Origin of the sequence: Streptomyces lydicamycinicus (assembly GCF_000829715.2) — a bacterium.
Taxonomy (GTDB): domain Bacteria; phylum Actinomycetota; class Actinomycetes; order Streptomycetales; family Streptomycetaceae; genus Streptomyces; species Streptomyces lydicamycinicus.
The window spans coordinates 800,328-816,444 of sequence record NZ_BBNO01000003.1 but is presented as its reverse complement, the minus strand read 5'-3'; the positions used below and the strand labels follow the sequence as shown (position 1 = coordinate 816,444).

The following is a 16,117-nucleotide window of genomic DNA, read 5'->3' as shown; positions in this document are numbered from 1 at the left end:
GCCACTGTGGTCGCACAAGGTCAGTGGGCCTGCGCCGCCGGCAGGTTCCGTCACACGGTTGGAGTGAGCGTGGCTTCCTTCGTACTGCCCCATGCCTTGCACGGCACGGGATCGCACAAGGTCATCGCCGTGCACGGGTGGTTCGCGGACCGGTCCGCCTTCGATCCGGTCCGGCCGGATCTGGACCAGGACGCCTTCCAGTACGCGCTGGTCGATCTCCGTGGCTATGGCGAGGCGAAGGACGCGGCCGGCGCGTACACCACCGGTGAGGGGGCGGCCGATGTGCTGGCGCTCGCCAACCGGCTGGGCTGGGAACGGTTCTCGGTGATCGGCCATTCGATGGGCGCGAGCGTCGTCCAGCGGGTGCTGGCCGCGGCGCCGCGCCGGGTGCGCCGGATGGTCGGCATCTCTCCGGTCCCGGCCTCCGGTCTGCCGCTGCCGCCGGAGCAGTGGGAGCTGTTCTCCTCCGCCGCCCACACCCCGGGGAACCGGCGGGCCATCCTCGACCTCACCACGGGCGGGCAGCGGCCCGCCGCCTGGCTGGACCGGATGGTGCGGCGGTCACTGGAGTGCAGCGACCCCAAGGCGTTCCGTTCCTGGCTGGACTCCTGGTCCGGGGAGAGTTTCGCCGCGGAGGTCGAGGGGTCGGCGGTGCCCGCGCTGGCGGTGACCGGCACACTGGATCCGGCGCTCAACGCGGAGCTGGCCCGGCAGACGTGGCTGCGGTGGTACACCCGCAGTGAGCTGGTCGAGCTGCCCTCGGCCGGGCACTACGCCATGGACGAGACCCCGCTCGAACTGATCCGGGCCGTGGAGGACTTCCTGCGCGCCGACGATGACGGAGCGGCGGCGGGATGACCTCGTCCGCCGCCGACGCCGCGGACCGGGAGGTGCCGGACGTCTTCGATCCGCGCGGCTACGCCGACGGTCTGCCGCACGCGGCGTACCGGTTCCTGCGCGATCGATGTCCGGTGGCCTGGCAGGAGGAGCCCGAGGTGCTCGGCTGGCCCGCCGGGTCGGGATTCTGGGCGGTCACCCGCCATCAGGACGTCGTACGGGTCCTGAAGGACGCCCGCACCTTCTCCTCACACCTGGGCGCCACCCAGATCCGCGATCCCGACCCTGCCGACCTGCCGTTCATCCGCCGCATGATGCTCAATCAGGATCCCCCGGACCACGGGCGGCTGCGCCGTTCGGTCAGCCGGGCCTTCACCCCCCGCCAGGTCGACCGCTTCGGCACCGTCCTGCGCGAGCGGGCCCGTGCGCTGCTTTCGGAAGCGGTCGCCACGGCGCGCGCCGGGGACGGGGTGGTCGACCTCGTCACCGCGGTCACCGACGACTTCGCGCTGCTCAACCTGGCGGATCTGCTCGGGGTGCCGGCCGCCGAGCGCGGGCTGCTCCTGGACTGGACCCGCCGCGTCATCGGCTACCAGGACCCGGACGAGGCCGGCCCGACCACCGCAGGCCCGGACGGGCGGCCCGCCAACCCGCGCTCCCCGGCGCTGCTGCAGGACATGTTCGGCTTCGCACGGGAACTGGCCGCCTACAAGCGCCGGTGTCCGGGCGACGATGTGATGACGGTGCTCGCCTCGGACCCGGAACTGGCCACGCCCGAACTGGAGATGTTCTTCTTCCTGCTGACCATCGCGGGCAATGACACCGTGCGCAGCGCGGCCCCCGGCGGACTGCTGGCACTGGCCCGGCACCCGGACGCGTACCGCCGGCTGCGCGCGGGCGCCGTGGGGACGGCTACGGCCGTGGAGGAGCTGCTGCGCTGGCATCCGCCGGTGCTCAGCTTCCGCCGGACCGCGACCCAGGACACCGAACTGGCCGGCCGGCCCCTTCGCGCCGGCGACAAGGTGGTGGTCTTCCACGGTTCGGCGAATTACGACGAGCGGGTCTTCGCCGACCCGCACCGGCTGGACCTGGCCCGGTCCGCCAATCCCCATGTCTCCTTCGGCGACGGACCGCATGTCTGCCTGGGCGCCCACCTCGCCCGGCTGCAACTGCGGGTGCTGTACGAGGAGACCTGCCGTCTGCTGCCCGCCCTGGCGGTCGCCGGTCCGCCGCAGCGGCTGGTATCGAACTTCATCCACGGTCTGAAGTCGCTGCCGATGCGGCTGGTGGGCGTTCCCGGCGCAGGGTAGGCCACGCGGGCCGGGAGCGGTGCCGGGGTGCGGCTCCCCGGGGATGCCTCATACGGACGTGACCCTGACGTCGGGTGCCGGTTGCAGCAGGGCGGCCGTGAGGGGGTGTTGGGGGGCGGTGAGCAGTTGGCCGGCCGGGCCCTGTTCGACGAGGTGGCCGTCGTCGAGCACGGCGATACGGGTGGCCAGGGTCGCGGTGTCGCGGTCATGGGTGATCAGGACCAGGGAGAGGTCCGGGTGGGTCCGTACGAGGCCGGCGAGGAGCGTAAGGATGCTGCGGCGGGTGACGGCGTCCTGCCCGGAGGTGATCTCATCGCAGATCAGGACCCGGGGGCGGGCGAGCAGGGCGCGGGCCAGGGCGGCCCGCTGGAGTTCACCGCCGGAGAGCTCCATGGGCCGGCGGCGTACGAGGTCACCGGACAGCCCGAGGGTGCTCAAGGTGCGTTCGGCCTCGGTGAGGGCTTCGGTCCGCGGGAGCGCGCGCAGCCGGACGGCGCTGCGCGCCACCTGGTCGAGGACCGGGCGGTGTGCGTCGAAGGCGGCGCGGGCGTCCTGGAAGACGTACTGGACCGCGGCCAGTTGCTCACGGGCGCGGTCCCGGAGGCTGCGGGGCAGCACGACACCGTCCAGCAGGACCTCGCCGTCGTAGCTCCGGTGCAGACCGGCGAGACAGCGGCCGAGGGTGGTCTTGCCGCTGCCGGAGCGGCCCATGACGGCCGAACAGCCGGGCGGGAGCAGCAGTTCGGGGGTGCGCAGGACGGTGGTCCTGCCGTGGCGGGCGGTCAGGCTCCGCACCCGGAGCACTGCCTCGGCGGCGGGCGGGCGGGCGGCGGTGTCGTCGGCCGGTGGCTCCGCGTCCGTGCGCTGGACGGCTGGGCTTTCGGGCGGCTCGGTGGAGGCAGCGGGGGTCAGGAGTGCCCGGGTCCAGGAGTGCTGAGGGTGGCTCCAGAGCTGTTCCGGGGTGCCGGATTCGACGATGCGGCCGGCGCGCAGGACATGGACGTGGTCGGCCAGGGCCCGGACGACCTCCAGGTCGTGGCTCAGGAGCAGTACCGCGATGCCCTCCCGGGCCACGGCGGCCAGCTGGTCGGCGATCTGCTGCTTGGTCACCGCGTCCTGGCCGGTGGTCGGTTCGTCCGCGACGAGGATGCCGGCGCCGGTCAGCAGGGCCTGGGCCAGGACGACGCGCTGCTGTTGGCCGCCGGAGAGCTGGTGGGGGTAGCGGTGCAGCAGGGTTTCGCCGTCGTGGAGCCGGGCCTGTGCGAGCGCGCGCAGGATGCGGTGCCGGATCGCGGTCCGGCGGTCGCGGCGGGGCAGCGCGCGTACCTGGGTGCGCGCGATGTCCTGGAGGAGGGCGGCGACCGGCCGGGCGGGGTTGAGGACGGTGGCGGGGTGCTGCGGTACGTAGCCGACGAGGCCGTCGGGGACGCGGACCTCGCCGGTCACCCTGGCGCCGGGCGGATACTCGTGGAGCAGGGCGAGTCCGGTGGTGGTCTTGCCGCTGCCGGAGGCGCCGATCAGGGCGGTGATGTGGCCGGGTGGCACCCGCAGACTCACTCCGTCGACGAGCGCCCGGCCGTCGATTTCGACGCGCAGGTCCCGGACCTCGGCGGCCTCGGCCTCGTTCACGTGCACGGGTTGCTCTTCTCGTCTCGTCCGGGCGCGCGGGGCGGGCCGTCGGTGGGCGGAGGTGCGGGGGTGCGGGCGGGCCTCGGTGCTCGGTCCTGTGCGGGCCCTTGGACGCGACGATCCGGTGCGAACCTCCGGCCACGACGTTCCCGCCCCGGCCCGCGGTCGCGCCGGGTGAGGGCGGCGTCGAAGAGCAGGTTGGTGCCCATGGTCAACGCCATGATCAGCACGGCGGGGAGCACGACGGCCCAGGGCTGGATGAACATGCCCGTCCGGTTGCGGTCGACCATCACCGCCCAGTCGGCGGCGTCCGGTTCGGCGCCGACGCCGAGGAAGGCGGCCGTGGCGACCAGGTACAGCACGCCGGTCAGCCGGACCCCGGCGTCGGCGGCGAGGGTGCGCAGGGCGGACCGGCCGACGTAGCCGATGGCCGTCCGCCACCAGGTCTCGCCCTGCATCCGCAGTGCCTCGACCGCGGGCCGGGCGGCCGCTTCGGCGGTGGCGGCCCGGACCGCTCGGACGGCGTCGGGGATGTTGACCAGTGCCACCAGCAGTGCCAGGCCGCCGGCATCGGGTGTCAGGACCGCCGCCACCAGCAGCAGGAACAGCAGTGACGGCACGGCGAGCAGCACGTCCAACGGCCGCATCAGCAGCTCTTCCAGCCAACCGCGGTGGGTCAGCGCAGCGATGAGGCCCAGCGGGATCGCCACCGCGTAGGCCAGCGCCGTCGCCGCGAGGGCAGTCAGGACCACGGGGCGGCCGCCGAGCAGTAGCTGCCGCCAGACGTCCCGGCCGACGAAGTCGGTCCCGGCCCAGTGCCCGCCGCCGAGGGTGAAGGAGGCGGCCCGTGGTCCGGGCTCCCCGGCGAACAGCGGCCCGAGCAGGGCGAGGAGCAGCGGAACGGTGATGATCAGCAGGGCGAGAGTGAAGCGACGTGGGCCGGGGACCGTACGGGGACTCATGCCGCTACCTCCGCCCGGGGCACCAGACGATAAGTGGCCAGGTCCGCACCGAGGTTGAGGACGACGGCGGTGCAGCCGAAGACGACGGCCAGGCCTTGGATGACGGGAACATCGCGTTCCGCGACGGCGTTCATCAGGACCGTTCCGAGTCCGGGGATCACGAACAGGGCCTCCACGACGATGACACCGCACAGCAGCCAGTCGATCGTGCGGGCGAGCTGCTGGGCGGCGGGCGCAAGGGCGTTGGGGAGGGCGTGCGCATAGCGGAGGCGCGCGCCGGGGATGCCGTAGCGGCGGGCCTGCGCGACGTACGGCGAGGCCAGCGCATCGATCATGCCGGCGCGGACCAGTCGCGCCAGCGAGCACACCGGCCGGGACAGCAGCACCACTACGGGCAGCACCAGCGCCGCGGGGTGGGCGAGCAGATCGTCGCCGTAGCCGACGGCGGTCGGCGGCAGCCAGCCCAGGCGCAGTGCGAAGAGCGTCACCAGCAGCACCCCGAAGGCGAACTCCGGTACCGCGTACACCCCCAGGGTCACCGAGCTGATGAGGCGGTCCAGGAGCCGTCCTTCGTGTCGGGCGGCCAGCACGCCGAGGCCGCCCGCCAGCGGCACCAGCAGGAGCAGGGTGAGCGCGGCGAGCAGCAGGGTCGGTCCGAAGCCGTCGGCGAGGTAGGAGCTGACCGGCCGGCCGGAGGCCAACGAGGTGCCGAGATCGCCGTGCAGCAGCCCGGCCGTCCAGGCCGCGAGGCGTTCGTGGGCGGGCCGGTCGAGGTGCATGGCCTCCCGGATGGCCGCGATCCGCCCGGGGTCGGGCTGGTCACCGGCGAGCACCACCGCGGCGTCGCCGGGCAGCGCCTCGGTGAGGGCGAAGACGAGCAGCACGACGGCGACGGTCTGTCCGGCGCCGAGCAGCAGCCGCCGGACCAGCCACGACCGCAGACCGGTCACGCGAGCCACACCTTGTCGAAGCGGGCCCAGTCGAGCGTGTTGGCGGGGGCCTTGTGTGCCACGCCGCGGACCGTGCGGGCGGTGCCCAGGATCCAGTCGGCGAAGCCCCAGACCAGGAAGCCGCCCTCGGCGTACAGGCGGCGCTGCATGCGTGCGTACACGGCGGCCCGGTCCTCCTTGTTCCTGGTGGACTGGGCCTGCTGGTAGAGCGCGTCGAAGTCCTTGTGGTGCCACTTGGTGGCGTTGGTGGTGGAGCCGGACAGCAGGCGCTGGGAGAAGTGCGATTCGATGGGCATCGCGCCGGAGCGGTAGCAGCACAGCGTTCCGGAGTCGAGGGTGTCCTGCCAGTAGCTGTCCTTGCTGCCCATCGCCACCTTCACCCGCACTCCGGCCTTGGCGGCCTGGTCGCGGAAGATGGCGGCGGACTCGGTGAACCCGGCGGCGACGGCCGAGGTGTCGAGGGTGACCCGCAGCCCGTCGGCGCCGGCCTTCTTCAGCAGGTGGCGGGCCCGGTCGAGATCCTGCTCGCGCTGCGGCAGCCCGTCGGCGTAGTACTCGTACCCCTTGCCGAACAGGTCGTTGCCGATCTCGCCCGCGCCGGAAAGCGCGCCGTCCACCAGTTCCTTGCGGTCGGTGAGGAGGAAGAACGCCTCGCGCACCCGCTTGTCGTCGAACGGCGGCCGGTCGGTCTTCATCGCGAACGCCTGCATGGCGCTGTTGCGCAGCCGGACGATCTCGATCTGCCCCTTGCCCTCGTGGGCGCGGGCGGTCGTCGGCGACAGCTCGTGGGCGTACTCGACCTGGCCGCCCAGCAGGGAGTTGACGCGTGCGGACTCCTCGTTGGCGACCAGGAATTCCAGCTGCTCCAGGTAGGGCGCGCCGTCCCAGTAGTCGTCGTTGCGCCGGAAGACGGCGGAGCGTCCGGGGGTGAAGGAGACGAAGCGGAACGGGCCGCTGCCGACCGGCTTCTTGTCGAAGTCCGTGGCGCCGTCGGGGACGATGTACGCGCCGAACGCGGCCAGGATGTTGGGGAATTCGGCGGTCGGGCGCTTCAGTGCGAACTCGACGGTGCGCTCGTCGGCGGCCCGGCTCGCCTTGAGGTCGAGGGGCTCCAGTGAGGCCTTGGCCCGGAACGCCTTCTTGGGGTCGGCGATGCGGCGGAAGCTGTAGAGGACATCGCGGGCGGTGACCGGCTTGCCGTTGTGGAAGGTCGCCTTGCGCAGCCGCACCGTCCAGCGGTCCAGGGCGGCGTTCGGCTCCCAGGAGGCGGCCAGCCGCGGCTCGGCGGCGAGGTCGGCGCCGAAGTCGGCGAGCTTGTCGAAGAGGGCCTTGGCGCGGGCGGCATCGGCGAAGAGGTTGGCCAGATGCGGGTCGAGGGTCTCGCTCGCGCCGCCGCCCGCGAAGGCGGCACGCAGCTTCCCACCGCGCCGGGGCTTGCCGCCGCCCTCAGCGGCGCCCCCGGTGGGGCCCGTGCATCCGGTGAGGGCGAGCGCGCCGAGTCCGGCCGCCCCGCCGGCCGCGGCGAGGAAGCCGCGGCGGCGCAGGCCGGGGAAGCGTGGTTCGTGGACGGGACCTTCGTACATGGCGGATTCCTTGCTGTGCGCGGGTGGGTGGCGGGAGGTCGGGCGGGTGTCAGTCGTGCCGGGCCAGCCGGGCGACCAGGTGCAGCCGGTCCCCGTCGGCGGATACGCCCGGCGCGGCGCCCTCGTGCCAGGCCGGGTCCGTGCGCGGCCCCGGCCCGTCGTGCAGTTCGAGCACCTCGAAGCCGTGCGCGGCGAGGGTGTGACGCAGTTCCTGGGGGAAGAGCAGCCGCCATGCGGATCGCTGCTCGTGGGGCGGGGAGCCGTCGTCGGCGGTCCAGATGCGGGTGCGGCGCAGGAGTTGGGCGGCGCGGTCGACGGACAGCGTGGTGGTGGAGGTGTAGGTGGTGCCGCGCCAGGTGACGTCGTGAACGGCCGGGGCGTCGAGCAGTTCCGTGCGGCCGAGGAAGAAGGCGCCGTTGCGCATCTCGGCCACGAGCAGCCCGCCGGGGGTGAGGCCGCGCCGGCAGGAGGCGAGGAAGCCGTCGAGTTCGGCGTTGGTGTGGCAGTAGAGCAGGGCGCTGTCCAGGCAGACGACGGCGTCGAACGGGCCTTGGTGGAGGGCGAAGTCGCGCAGGTCGGCGTGGACGTAGTCCGGTCCGGCGTGCTGGGTGCGGGCGTGGGCCAGCATCGCGGCGGAGAGATCCGCCCCGACGACGGTGCGGCCCGCCCGGTGCAGATGCGCGGCGTCGCGTCCGGTGCCGCAGCCGAGGTCCAGCACGCGGCTGCCCGAGTGGTGCCGGCGCAGGCAGTCCTCGGCCCAGCGGCCGGCGAGCCGTTCGGTGTCGGGGAAGCGGGCCTCGTAGAGCTCCGGGTTGTCGGTCAGCAGGTTTTCGCGGTGCATGTCCGTTTCCATGGGGTGGTCAGGCCTTTGCCGTCGTCGTGGGCGCCGCGGCGGCCGGTGCCGGGTCGGTGGCGTCCCCCGGCAGACCGCGCAGCCGGTGCAGCCAGGCGACACCGGCCGCGGAGATGAGGCCGAAGCCCAGGCAGCACGCCCACGGCAGCCACTGGGTACGCGTGTGTTCGCCGGTGTCCATGGCCCAGCCGACGACGGTGTTGCCCACCGCCGCGGCGATCCCGGAGACCACGTAGAACAGTCCGAAGTAGGTGCCGGTGAGTTCGGCGCGGCCGAAGGCGGGGATCAGCTCCAGTACGAACGGCTGGGCGACCATGACGCCGAGGTAGAGCAGCAGTGCCCCGGCCAGTACGGGCAGTGCGCGCAGCGCGGCGTCGCCGAGGCCACCGGACGGCGCCCCCATGCCTGCGACGGCCATCGGCGGGACGAAGCCGAGCCCCATCAGGCCGAGTCCGGCACTGATCCACCGTGCCCGGTTCCCGCGCTCCTTGAGGGCGCGGGTGATCCGCATCTGGAGCGAGAGGTTGGCGACGGTGCCGATGAGGAAGACCAGTCCGGCCGCGCCGTCCCAGCCGGTGGCCCGGCGGGCGCCGTCCGGCAGCAGCAGATACAGCTGGTTCTGCATGGTGAACATGCCGACCATGGCCAGTGCGAAGGCCAGGAAGACGCGGTTGCCGAGGACTTCGCGCCAGTCACCGAGGACGCTGTTGGTCGCGGGGGCGACCTCGGAGGCGGGCAGCACGACGGCCTGGGCGACGGTGAGCAGGGCGAAGATCGCGGCGGCGGTGAGCGCGGAGACCCGGAAGTCGACCAGCAGCAGGACGCTGCCGAGCAGCGGCCCGATCAGGGCGCCGGTGGTCGCGAAGACATTGAAGAGGGCGAACGCCTCGGCCTTGCGCGTGCCCGCCTCCTGTGCAAGGTAGGCCCGTACGGCGGGGTTGAACAGCGCGCCCGCCAGTCCGCTGAGCACGGATGCGGCAATCAGTACGGCCAGGCCGTCGCCGAGCGCGAAGAGGCCGAAGCCGACGGTCCGCAGCGCGCAGCCGGCGATGATGACGCGGCGCGCGCCCAGCCGGTCGGAGGCCGAGCCGCCGATGAGGAACAGGCCCTGCTGGCTCAGGTTGCGGACGCCGAGGACGATTCCGACGACCGCTGCGGACATTCCCAGGTCTTCGCCGAGGTGCACGGCGAGGTAGGGAATGAGCAGGTAGAAGCCGGTGTTGACGCCGAGCTGGTTGATCAGCAGCAGGCGGATGGCGAGCGGGAAACGGCGCATCTCGTGCCAGGTCTTCACTGTGCCGCCTCCCCGCCACCGGCCGGCATCGGCGTCTCCTGGCCCGCCGTCTCCCAGCCGGCCGGCTCCTCGCCCGGTGGTGGTGCGCCGTGGACCGGTCGCACGCCGAGTCCCGGTTCCCGGCCGGCCCGTACGGTGCCGTCCGTACCGCCGATGCCGGTCCAGGGGTCGTGGGCGAGCAGCAAGTGACCGTCCAGATCCGTCCACCGGGCGCGGTCGGCGAGGTGGACGGCCGGGGCGAGACCGAGGCTGCTGGCGGTGAGGCAGCCCAGCATCAGCGCGGTGCCGCTGCCGGCGAGCAGGTCGGCGATGCGCAGCGCCGCGGTGACACCACCGCACTTGGCGAGCTTGACGTTGATGCCGTGCACCCGCCCGGCCAGCCGCCGGGCGTCCTCGAAGCCGACCGCGTCCTCGTCGGCGATGACGGGCAGCGGCGAGCGTGCGGCGAGTGCGGCCAGCGCCTCGGGGTCGCCGGGGGCGAGCGGCTGCTCCACCGCCTCGACGCCGAGGCCGGCGTAGCGGGGCAGCAGGGCGTCGGCCATGGCGGGGCTCCAGGCGCCATTGGGGTCGAGCAGCAGCCGGGCGTGCGGTGCGGCGTTGCGTACCGCCAGGACGCGGTCGAGGTCGTCCTCGGGATCCGGGGCACCGGCCTTGATCTTGAGGACGGAGAAGCCGCGCCGGGTCAGCCGGCGTGCCTGCTCCGCGGCCGCCCGGTACGGGGTGATGCCGATGGTGCGGGCGGTGGCGGCGTGTGGCGCTTCCGGGGCGCCGAGCAGCCGGTGCACGGGGACGCCGGCGCGCTTCCCGACGAGATCGAGCAGTGCGGACTCCACGGCCGCGGTCACCGCCGGGGGTGTGCCGGGCGCGGGCAGTTCGCCCGCGCGCAGCGCGTCGAGGGCGCTCTCGGGGGTGGCGCAGCGGGCGAGTTCCCGCGCGGCGTCGTGCAGCAGCCGGCCGAGGCGGGCGGCGTCCAGACCGTAGTACGTGCTGGTGACCGCTTCGCCGTAGCCGCGCGTGCCTTGGTGCTCGATGGCGAGCCATACGGCGTCGCGGGCCGCCATCGTGGAGCGGGAGATCCGCAGCGGCTCGGTGAGTTCGAGTCGCACGGTGCGCTGGCTGACCTTCACGGGGCTTCTTCCCAGGTGGTGGGGCGGGCGGGGTGGTGCGGGGCGGTGCCGGGGAGCGGGGCGGGCGGGCGGTCGCCGGTCGCGCCCGGGGACGCGAGCGGGTCGGTGACCGTCCCGCACCGGGTCCATCCGGTCGCCTCCGCGGCCGTCGGATGCGGGATCTCGACCGGGCGGCCGGCGGCGGTGGCCAGGTCCAGGCCGTGGGCGGTGGCGAAGTCGTCGTCGTAGACGCTGTTGAGATAGCGCTGGGGCCCGTCGGGGAAGACGGTGGCGACGACGGCTCCGGGGTGAACCCGCGCGGCCCATGCGGAGACCAGGGCGACCGCGCCGGTGCTCCAGCCGCCGCTGACGAAGTTGCCGGTGGCGAGCCTGCGGCAGGCGTCGGCGGATTCGGCCGGGCCGACCCAGTGCACCTCGTCGAAGGCGTCGTAGGCGACATTGCGGGGATGAATGCTGCTGCCGAGGCCCCGCATCAGCCGGGCCCGGGCGGGCTGGCCGAAGATCGTGGAGCCGGTGGCGTCCACCCCGATCAGGCGCAGCCGCGGCCAGTGCCGGCGCAGCGGGCCGACGATGCCCGCGCTGTGTCCTCCGGTGCCGACGCTGCACACCAGGACGTCGAGGTGGTCGAGTTCGGCTGCCATTTCGGCGGCGAGGGAGGCGTAACCGGCGATATTGTCGGGGTTGTTGTACTGGTCGGGCCAGTACGCGCCGGGCAGTTCGGCGAGCAGCTGCCGCAGCCGGGCGAGCCGGGCCGCCTGCCAGCCGCCCTCGGCCGCCGGCCGGTCGACGAGTTCGAGCCGGACCCCGTGGGTCCGCAGCAGCCGGCGCATGGCCGGCTCCAGCTCGGTGTCGCCGACCAGCACGACCGGATGGCCGAGCGCCTGACCCGCGAAGGCCAGGCCGATGCCGAGGGTGCCTGAGGTGGACTCCACGACAGGGGCGCCGGGCCGTAGTTGGCCGCGCTCGCGGGCGCCGAGCAGCATGGACACCGCGGCGCGTGCCTTCATACCGCCCGCGCCGAGCCCTTCGAGCTTGGCCCAGAATCCGGGGTGCGGGCAGGGGAGGTCGGCGGTGATCCGGGCGAGCGGTGTGCGGCCGAGCAGGCCGAGGAGCTCGCGGTTACCGGTGGGATGCCGGACGGCCGTGGTCACCGGGCGGCTCCGGATGCGTCGGCGCGGTAGCGGTGCAGGGTGCCCGGCCCGCCGTCGAGCCAGAAGAACGGGTACGGCTCCGCACACACCGCGCTCACCCCGGAGCCGAGGAATCGCGGCAGCACCGCACTGCCCGTCTGGGCGAACATCACCAGCGGCTTGCCGTGGTGCAGGGCGTGCTCCCGCAGCGCTTCGAAGCTGCCGTTGCCGAGCGTCATCCCGGAGGCGAGCACCGCGTCGCAGTGCGCCAACTCGGCGAGCGCATCGGTGCGGACCGGTTCGCCCCACTCCGTCGTGCCCCCCTTGAGGTCACAGGGCACGTACGACAGCCCGCGCGCACGGAGCGCCTCCAGCAGCGAATTGACCACGCCGACCACGAGCACCCGGGCGCCCGGGGCGGCGTCGACCAGCCCGGCGACGGCCCGTGCCCTGGCCCGGGACTTCCGCAGGGACGATCCGGCGGGCAGCGACCAGGACCGGGCACCGTTCGCCGGGGTGTGCGGGAGTACGTGCATCAGATAGGTGTCGAGGGCGGCCACCCGCACCGGGCGCAGTTCGTGCGCCATCAGGCCCGCCAGGTCCGCGCCGACGCAGTCCTCGATCGCGGCGTCCGGCAGCTCACCGGGCTCCACCGCGCACGAGCCGACCGCGGCGGCCAGCCGCAGGCTCAGCACCTCGTTGCGGTAGCCGCCGCTGCGGCTCTCATGGCGTACGGCCTGCCGGGTGCTGAAGGCGACGGCGACCCGCTGGGTCCTCGGGTCGGGCCCGAACTCACCGCCGAGGACACGGGCCACGAGGTCGTCGTACGAAGCGGCGGCGGCAGGGAGCTGAGTGGTGAGGGCGGTCATCGGTTCACCACCCGCGGGCGCAGCTCGGACAGCAGTGCTTCGACACACCGGCGCGCGTCCGGGCCCTCGGCGTCGCCGGCCATGACATGCCCCAGGTATGCGTTGTTGCTGCCGGCCGCCTTGACCGGCTTGCCGGGGTCGGCGAGCTGGACTTCCAGCACCCCCGGCGCCTTCCGCACGAGGTCCGCGCCGTCGATCTCCTCCAGCACGCCCGTGGACTGCGGGACGAGGAAACCGATCGCGGCGCTGCGCAGCCCGGTGTCCCGTATGTGCAGATCGGGACGCTGTCCTATCGCCACGTCCACCGCGGCAGCGGCAATGTCGACACCGGTGACATGGCGGATCAGTTCGGTGATGCGGTTGCCCGCGGGGCGGGGGTTGACCTCGATCAGACGCGGTCCGTCGGGCGTCAGCTTGATCTCCGTGTGCGCCACGACGCCGTCCAGTCCGAGTGCCTCGACGGCCTGCCGGGCCGTCTCCCCGGCCGCGGCCGCATCGGCCGCCGGAAGCGCGGCGGGGAACATATGGCCGGTCTCGATGAAGGCCGGTGCCCCGCCGACGCTCTTGTCGGTCACCCCGACCACCTGGGTGCTCCCGTCGAACGTCACGGTCTCGACGCTGACTTCGGGGCCGTGGAGCAGTTCTTCGAGGAGGACCACGGGGGCCCGGCGCTGGCCTCGGGCATTGACGGGGAAGCCCTCGACGGCGCGGTAGGCGCGGGCCAGCTCCGCTTCGTCGTCGACGCGCCGTACGAACATCCCCGCGCACAGGTCGACGGGCTTGAGCACCAGCGGATAGCCGATCTCCGCCGCGGCGGCGGCAGCCTCGGACCGGTCCGCGCAGACCGCGAAGCGCGGACCGGGGAGCCCGGCGGCGGCGAGGGTCTGCCGGGTCGCGTCCTTGCGGCAGGCGTTCTCGACCGCTTCGGGCGCCGGGCCGGGCAGCCCGAGCCGGCCGGCGATCCGCGCGACGGCCGGGAGGTAGTAGTCGCAGGAGGTGATCACACCGTCGAAGCCAAGGGTGGCATGCAGCCGCTCGGCGTACGGCAGCAGCGTGTCGAGGTCGTTGGTGTCGGCGGTCAGCACATTGCGGGCGCCGAGCAGCGGGTGAGCGCCGCCCTCGGGCGCGGAGCGCAGGTAGTGGTGCAGGTCGCGGGTGAGAAAGCTGAACTCGTGTCCGCCCTCCCGGATCGCGCGGGGGAGCAGCCTGCTCATCGCTCCGACCCAGCTCTCGACCATCAGCAGATGAGCCACGGTGTCCCTTCTTCGCAGCGTCGTTCGGGCGTTGGTGCGGCGGTACTTGACGAAGCGGCGGCCCCTTGGCGAGGGCCGTTCGCTTGACCGGGCCACACTGTAAACGATAATCATTTTCATCACCAAGTCCTGCGGCCCCCCTCCGCCGCACTCCCGAATGCGAGACCAGTGATTCCTGCCGTACGCCGCACCGGCCTGCTCTGCGCCCTCACGGCCACCGCCGCCCTGCTCCCGGCCGCCCCCGCCCCCGCCGCTCCCCCACCGCCGGCGCTCCGCTTCGGCGCCTGCCCGGACTCCGTACCGACGCCGCCCGCACCCGAGCGCGTCGAATGCGGCCGGCTGCGCGTCCCCCTGGACCGCAGCCACCCGCACGGCAAGCAGCTCGACATCGCCGTATCCCGTGTCCGCGCCTCCGGCCCGGCCTCCGAGCGGCAGGGTGTCCTGCTGGTCAACCCGGGCGGCCCCGGCGGATCGGGCCTCCCCTACGCCGTGACCAAGCGCGCCAAACTGCCGGAGCCGGTGCGGCGTTCGTACGACGTGATCGGCTTTGACCCGCGCGGCACCGGTGCGAGCGCACCCGCGGACTGCGGTCCGATGGGCGGCCTCTTCGACAGCCCGGGGCAGGACCCGGTGCCGGCGGGGCGGACCGCCGAACGGACCTACCTCGACGGACTGCGGCGGACCGCCGACGACTGCGCCCGGCACCTCAAGGACGCCCTGCCGCATCTGTCGACCACCGAGACCGCCCGGGACATGGACGCCCTGCGCGAGGCGCTCGGTGAGCGCCGGATCGGCTACCTCGGCGTCTCCTACGGCAGCTACCTCGGGGCCGCCTATGCCGCTCAATTCCCGCAGCGGGTGGGCCGGATGGTGCTGGACAGCGTCGTCGGCCCCGAGGCGTGGTACGACTTCGATCTTCTCCAGAGCCGGGCACTGATACGCCAGCGGGCGGTGTTCTTCGCCTGGGCGGCCCGGCACCAGGAACGCTTCGGGCTCGGTGCCGACGCAGCGGAGGTACGGGCCGCGTACCAGAAGGTGCGGGACGGTCTCGCCGAGCGCCCCGTGGACGGCTTCGGGGCGGCGGAGTTCGACCGCGCCGTCTACCGGGCGCTGGGCCGCACCGAACGCTGGGCGGGCCTGGCCGACGGCCTGCGGACCTACCTGCGCGACGGCACCACCGGCCCGCTGCGCCCGGCAGAGCCCTTCGACGGCCCCGCGTCACGCACGTACGAAGCCGCCAACCGCACGGTCAAGTGCGCGGACGGACCGGCGCCCTCGCCTGCCCGCGTCCTCGCCGACATCCGGCGGATGCGACGGCTCGACCCGCAGCCGGTGCTGACCGGTATGGAGGCCTCGGTGTGCGCGTACTGGCACCACCGGCCCGCGCACGGTACGCCGCTCGGCAGCCCCGAGGCGCCACCGGTCCTGCTGATCGCTTCCGAGCACGATCCCGTCACCCCCATCGAAGGCGCCCGGGCACTGCAACGGCGACTGCCCGGCTCCCGTCTGGTCACCCTCCACGACGACTACTCCCACGGAGTGTTCGCCAGCCGGGGCAACGGCTGTGTGGACGAGACGGCCGCGGCCTATCTGACCGACGGCACCGTGCCCCGCACCGACGTGCACTGCACGGGGCCCGGACTGCCCACGCCCTGAGCCGAGTTGCACGCCGGGCTCCCCACGCCCTGAGCCCTGCCGCAAGAGGGCAACCGGCCCGGCCCCCATGACAGGGGCCGGGCCGGCGCCGTCCCCGCCTCCGCGGCGCTCACCCGCCCCCGGCGCCCGCCTCTTCACATATCGCGCAGCGGTCCTTGCCGTCCCAGCCGTCCCACCCGAACACCGCGGGCGACAGGGGCAGCCCCTCCAACTCGGTGCGCACCGCCACCCGGTAGGCCCACACCGCTGCGAGGTAGGGGTGATACACGTCGTGGAAGGCGCGTGAGGTCAGCGAGGCCCCCGTCGCGACCACCCGCTGAAGAAGGCGGAGTTGTTGGAACATCGCCTGCCCCGCCCCGGCGACGGTGGTCGTCGCATCGATGAACAGCCTCTCGCGCACCTCATGTATCGCGGCCTCGCTCAACGCCGCACGAGTGGCCGCCTCAAGGTCGGCTTCGGCACCCGGATCCTGCGCGATCTGACGCAGCCGCGCATGACACACCCCTGCGGCGCTGATGAACTCGATATACACCGCCCGCCGCCGCGTCTCGGCCCCCCGGTCGCTTTCGTGCCGATGGCGCAGGTAATCGGCGAGCACGGTGCCGGAGATGGCGATGCCACCACCACCCAACGTCGCGACGAGGGTCCCCCAGTCCACACTGCC

Annotated in this window: 14 protein-coding genes; 3 read left to right on the top strand and 11 right to left on the bottom strand. The window is 73.4% G+C overall.

Annotated features, from left to right (window positions below; genetic code table 11):
- Positions 1-69 precede the first annotated feature (69 nt).
- On the top strand, positions 70-858 hold the full coding sequence (locus TU31_RS12565) for an alpha/beta fold hydrolase (protein WP_042153416.1): 789 nt from the start codon (positions 70-72) through the stop codon (positions 856-858).
- Complete coding sequence (locus TU31_RS12560) at positions 855-2,147, top strand: cytochrome P450 (protein ID WP_042153413.1); 1,293 nt, start codon at positions 855-857, stop codon at positions 2,145-2,147. The genes TU31_RS12565 and TU31_RS12560 overlap by 4 nt, the downstream gene beginning before the upstream one ends.
- A gap of 48 nt (positions 2,148-2,195) precedes the next feature.
- Here TU31_RS12560 and TU31_RS12555 read toward each other — a convergent pair whose 3' ends face one another.
- From TU31_RS12555 to TU31_RS12510, 10 genes are read right to left on the bottom strand one after another with little or no spacing between them, the layout of a single operon-like run.
- Positions 2,196-3,776: an ABC transporter ATP-binding protein gene (locus tag TU31_RS12555; protein WP_370682730.1), complete on the bottom strand. Its 1,581-nt coding sequence runs from the start codon at positions 3,774-3,776 to the stop codon at positions 2,196-2,198.
- The gene (locus TU31_RS12550) at positions 3,773-4,738 is read right to left on the bottom strand and encodes an ABC transporter permease subunit (protein WP_078885727.1); all 966 of its coding nucleotides are present in this window, start codon (positions 4,736-4,738) and stop codon (positions 3,773-3,775) included. The genes TU31_RS12555 and TU31_RS12550 overlap by 4 nt, the downstream gene beginning before the upstream one ends.
- On the bottom strand, positions 4,735-5,688 hold the full coding sequence (locus TU31_RS12545; protein ID WP_042153408.1) for an ABC transporter permease: 954 nt from the start codon (positions 5,686-5,688) through the stop codon (positions 4,735-4,737). Before TU31_RS12545 ends, TU31_RS12550 begins: the two co-directional genes overlap by 4 nt.
- Positions 5,685-7,271 carry an ABC transporter substrate-binding protein gene (locus tag TU31_RS12540; RefSeq protein ID WP_042153405.1) on the bottom strand — a complete coding sequence of 529 codons (1,587 nt, stop codon included), beginning with the start codon at positions 7,269-7,271 and terminating at the stop codon, positions 5,685-5,687. The genes TU31_RS12545 and TU31_RS12540 overlap by 4 nt, the downstream gene beginning before the upstream one ends.
- A 49-nt stretch (positions 7,272-7,320) precedes the next feature.
- Positions 7,321-8,112 (bottom strand): class I SAM-dependent DNA methyltransferase, encoded by a 792-nt coding sequence (locus tag TU31_RS12535; RefSeq protein ID WP_042153402.1) that lies wholly within the window; start codon positions 8,110-8,112, stop codon positions 7,321-7,323.
- A gap of 19 nt (positions 8,113-8,131) precedes the next feature.
- Entirely contained in the window at positions 8,132-9,418 is a 1,287-nt protein-coding gene (locus tag TU31_RS12530) for an MFS transporter (RefSeq protein WP_042153400.1), read from the bottom strand.
- Positions 9,415-10,545 carry a mandelate racemase/muconate lactonizing enzyme family protein gene (locus TU31_RS12525; protein WP_042153397.1) on the bottom strand — a complete coding sequence of 377 codons (1,131 nt, stop codon included), beginning with the start codon at positions 10,543-10,545 and terminating at the stop codon, positions 9,415-9,417. Before TU31_RS12525 ends, TU31_RS12530 begins: the two co-directional genes overlap by 4 nt.
- Complete coding sequence (locus tag TU31_RS12520) at positions 10,542-11,696, bottom strand: PLP-dependent cysteine synthase family protein (RefSeq protein WP_275451778.1); 1,155 nt, start codon at positions 11,694-11,696, stop codon at positions 10,542-10,544. Before TU31_RS12520 ends, TU31_RS12525 begins: the two co-directional genes overlap by 4 nt.
- Complete coding sequence (locus TU31_RS12515; RefSeq protein WP_042153394.1) at positions 11,693-12,544, bottom strand: Rossmann-like domain-containing protein; 852 nt, start codon at positions 12,542-12,544, stop codon at positions 11,693-11,695. Before TU31_RS12515 ends, TU31_RS12520 begins: the two co-directional genes overlap by 4 nt.
- A complete protein-coding gene (locus tag TU31_RS12510) occupies positions 12,541-13,797 on the bottom strand; it encodes an ATP-grasp domain-containing protein (protein ID WP_181018586.1) in 1,257 nt (418 codons plus the stop codon). The genes TU31_RS12515 and TU31_RS12510 overlap by 4 nt, the downstream gene beginning before the upstream one ends.
- Before the next feature lie 168 nt (positions 13,798-13,965).
- On the opposite strand from TU31_RS12510, the gene TU31_RS12505 reads away from it, so the two are divergent.
- Positions 13,966-15,453 (top strand): alpha/beta hydrolase, encoded by a 1,488-nt coding sequence (locus TU31_RS12505; RefSeq protein WP_245698512.1) that lies wholly within the window; start codon positions 13,966-13,968, stop codon positions 15,451-15,453.
- A gap of 109 nt (positions 15,454-15,562) precedes the next feature.
- On the opposite strand, the gene TU31_RS12500 is transcribed toward TU31_RS12505, so the two are convergent.
- Entirely contained in the window at positions 15,563-16,111 is a 549-nt protein-coding gene (locus TU31_RS12500) for a hypothetical protein (RefSeq protein ID WP_042153392.1), read from the bottom strand.
- Positions 16,112-16,117: the final 6 nt, after the last annotated feature.